Below are 3,274 nucleotides of genomic sequence, written 5' to 3'. Positions count from 1 at the left end.
GGCATGACCGTCGACAACCTGCTGAGCGTCAATGTGGTGACCGCCGACGGCACCGCGCGCGTCGCCTCCGCCACTTCCGAGCCCGACCTGTTCTGGGCCCTGCGCGGCGGCGGCGGCAACTTCGGCGTCGTGACGTCGTTCGAGTTCCAGCTCCATCCGGTCGGGCCCGAGCTCTACGCCGGCCTGGTCGTGTATCCGTTCGCGCAGGCCCAAAAGGTTCTGCGCGCCTGGCGCGACTTCAACACCGGCTCGCCCGACGAACTGAGCGTCTGGGCGGTGCTTCGCAAGGCGCCGCCGCTTCCGTTCCTGCCGGCGTCGGCCCACGGCACCGAGGTGGTGATCTTCCCCCTCGTCCATTGTGGCGAGGTCGCGGCGGGCGAGCGGGCGGCCGCGCCGGTGCTGAAGTTCGGCGATCCGATCGGGACCGCGCTGGGGCCGACGCCCTACGCCGGATTCCAGTCCGCCTTCGATCCGCTGCTGACGGCCGGCAGCCGCAACTACTGGAAGTCGAACAACTTCAACCGGTTGACCGACGAGGCGCTCGACGTCGTGATCGCATCCGCCGGCCGCCTGCCGGGACCGGAGTGCGAGATCTTCATCGCGCAGCTCGGCGGTGCGATGGCGCGCGTGAAGCCGACGGCCACGGCCTTTGCCGGCCGCGATGCGAACTACATCATGAACGTGCATGGCCGTTGGTCCGACGCGGCCGACGACGAGCGGGTGCGCGCCTGGGCGCGCCAGGCCTTCGAGGAGGCCGCGCCGCACGCCACGGGAAGCGGCTACGTGAACTTCCTGACCGAGGATGAAGCCGAGCGCGTCGCAGCGAGCTATGGCGTGAACCACGAACGCCTTCAGGCCGTGAAGCAGCGCTTCGACCCGGACAACCTGTTCCGCATGAACCTGAACATCGCGCCGGCCACGAAGGTAGTCCCATGATCCGGGTCGACGACCGCGGGTGCCGGATCACCGGCGCCACAGCGTCCGCAGGGGTGGCGTACGAGCGAGCGCTCGCCGCATTCCAGAGCTGGCGCGGCGGCGTCGACGCGGAACTTGCCCTGGCGCTGCAGGCGTCGCCTGACTTCGTGATGGCGCACGCGCTGCAGGCCTACCTGCTGATCGGCAGCCGAGATCCGCGACGCGTGCAATCGGCGCGGCCGGTGCTCGCGCGCGCTGCCCGCCTGCCGGCCAACCGGCGCGAGCGGCTGCATCTTGCCGCGATCGCCGCGGTGCTCGACGACGACTACGAAGGCGCCAAGCAGAGGCTCGGCGAGCTGCTTCGCCTGGAGCCGCGGGATGCGCTGGCGCTGCAGGTGGCGCATATGTTCGACCACGTCACCGGCGAATCCGCGCGGATGGTCCATCGCGTGGCGGCGGTGCTGCCGGCCTGGTCGTGCGATATGCCGGGCTACCACGCCGTGCTGGCGATGCATGCCTTCGGGCTCGAGGAGTGCGGCGAATACGACCGCGCCGAGGAACTCGCGCACGCGGCGCTGGCCCTGAATCCGTTTGACGCACGGGCGCACCATGTGCTGGCGCATGTGTTCGAGATGACCGAGCGCCCCGACGCAGGCGTGCGCTGGATGAACGCGCACCTGGACGGCTGGGACGGGGATACCGTGGTGGCGACCCACTGCTGGTGGCACTTGTCGCTGTTCCGGCTGGCGCAGGGCCGGATCGACGAAGCGCTGTCGTCGTACGACCGGCGGGTCTGGGTCGATCCTTCGAACCCGATCGCCGAACTGATCGATGCCGCCGCGCTGCTGTGGCGGATCGAGCTCTGCGGCGGCGACACGGGCACGCGCTGGGCCAGGCTCGCGGCCGCCTGGGCCCCGCACATCGACGACGGCTTCTGCAGCTTCAACGACCTGCACGCCACGCTCGCATTCGTCGGCGCCCGCGACTGGGATCGGGCGCGGCGCCTCGAGCTGGGGTTGCTCAGGGCGCAGTCGTCGCCGACGCGCCACGGCGAAACGACGCGGCAGCTCGGGCTTTCCTCGTGCCGGGCGCTGATCGCGTTCGGACGCGGGGACCAAGCCATCGCGATCACGCTGCTGGCGAGCCTGCCGGCGTTGGCCCACCGGCTCGGCGGCAGCCATGCGCAGCGCGATGTGCTGAACCTGACCCTGCGGGAGGCCTTCGAGCGTCTCCAGGGTTGCAAGGAGCGACGGCATCGGAATGCCGCCACATTTGTTACTCCTCGCGTTCGATCTCCGGTGCCAAACTGTCTCACGGCCAACGACGAGCGATGCGAGAGCGATTGGAATCACGCTTCAGCCAGGAGGCCGGAATTTTGCCCACCTAGGAGATTTCAGCCATGACGACGTCAACCCAATCCATGCCCACACCCGCGGTCGTGTCGCCGCAGGCGTGGGAGGCGGCCCGCGAGCAGCTGCTCGTGAAGGAAAAGGCCCAGACCCGCGCCCGTGACGCCCTGGCTGCCGAACGCCGGCGAATGCCGTGGATGGCCGTGGAGGCGGCCTATGCCTTCGAGGGGTCTGCGGGCAAGGTCAGCCTGCTCGACCTGTTCGACGGTCGGCGGCAGTTGATCGTCTACCGCGCCTTCTTCGAGCCGGGGGTGTTCGGCTGGCCCGACCACGCCTGCCGGGGCTGCTCCATGGTGGCCGACCAGGTCGCCCACGTCGCCCACCTGAACGCCCGTGACACGACCCTTGTCTTCGTCTCGCGCGCACCTCAGGCGGACATCGCGCGGCTGAAGGCGCGGATGGGCTGGGAGATACCGTGGTTCACCCTCACCGACCGCTTCGACGCCGACTTCGGCGTGGACGAGTGGCACGGCACGAACGTGTTCTACCGCGAGGGCGACCGCGTGTTCCGCACCTACTTCATCAACAACCGCGGCGACGAGCAGATGGGGGGCACCTGGAACTACCTCGACATCACGCCGCTGGGCCGGCAGGAGGTCTGGGAAGACTCGCCCGAGGGCTATCCCCAGACGCCGACCTACAAGTGGTGGAACTGGCACGACAACTACGCCGCAGACGCAGTGCCCGACAAGCAGTGGGTCGAGGTGTCGGACGCCGGAGAGGCGGCGTTCCGGAAGGAGACATGAGCCGCCAGGCCGGAGGCAGCGCCAGCCGCTGGGCTGTTCAGCACAACAGGCTTCGCGCCAGCACGAGGTCTGACGAAGTCTCGTCGCCGGCCGCGATGAGATGCGGGCGTAGGAGCTGGTCGGCCTCCTCGACGCGTCCCATGCCGACCAGCAGTTGCGCCAGCGCGACGGCCGCGCGCACCTGCAAGGGCTTCACGTCCTGGG

General features: G+C 69.4%; 3 protein-coding genes. All 3 read left to right on the top strand.

The features are described from left to right. Positions 1-936, top strand: a 936-nt coding sequence (locus tag AC1D2K_RS32500) for an FAD-binding oxidoreductase (protein WP_478094280.1), incomplete at its 5' end; no start/stop codon positions are given. Next, positions 933-2,318, top strand: coding sequence for a tetratricopeptide repeat protein (locus AC1D2K_RS32495; RefSeq protein ID WP_478094278.1), 1,386 nt, complete (start codon positions 933-935; stop codon positions 2,316-2,318). The genes AC1D2K_RS32500 and AC1D2K_RS32495, both read left to right, overlap by 4 nt. Next, positions 2,315-3,070 (top strand): DUF899 domain-containing protein, encoded by a 756-nt coding sequence (locus tag AC1D2K_RS32490; RefSeq protein ID WP_478094276.1) that lies wholly within the window; start codon positions 2,315-2,317, stop codon positions 3,068-3,070. Before AC1D2K_RS32495 ends, AC1D2K_RS32490 begins: the two co-directional genes overlap by 4 nt. The last annotated feature ends 204 nt before the right edge of the window (positions 3,071-3,274 follow it).

Source organism: Variovorax sp. P1_H12_2, from assembly GCF_056405335.1.
The sequence above is the reverse complement of the archived record's forward strand: the minus strand, read 5'-3'. Positions and strand labels throughout refer to the sequence as shown.

Excerpts from the sequence above, each read along its gene's own strand:
- AC1D2K_RS32490 (WP_478094276.1), top strand. The coding sequence starts at position 2,315 with ATGACGACGTCAACCCAATCCATGCCCACACCCGCGGTCGTGTCGCCG.
- AC1D2K_RS32495 (WP_478094278.1), top strand. The coding sequence starts at position 933 with ATGATCCGGGTCGACGACCGCGGGTGCCGGATCACCGGCGCCACAGCG.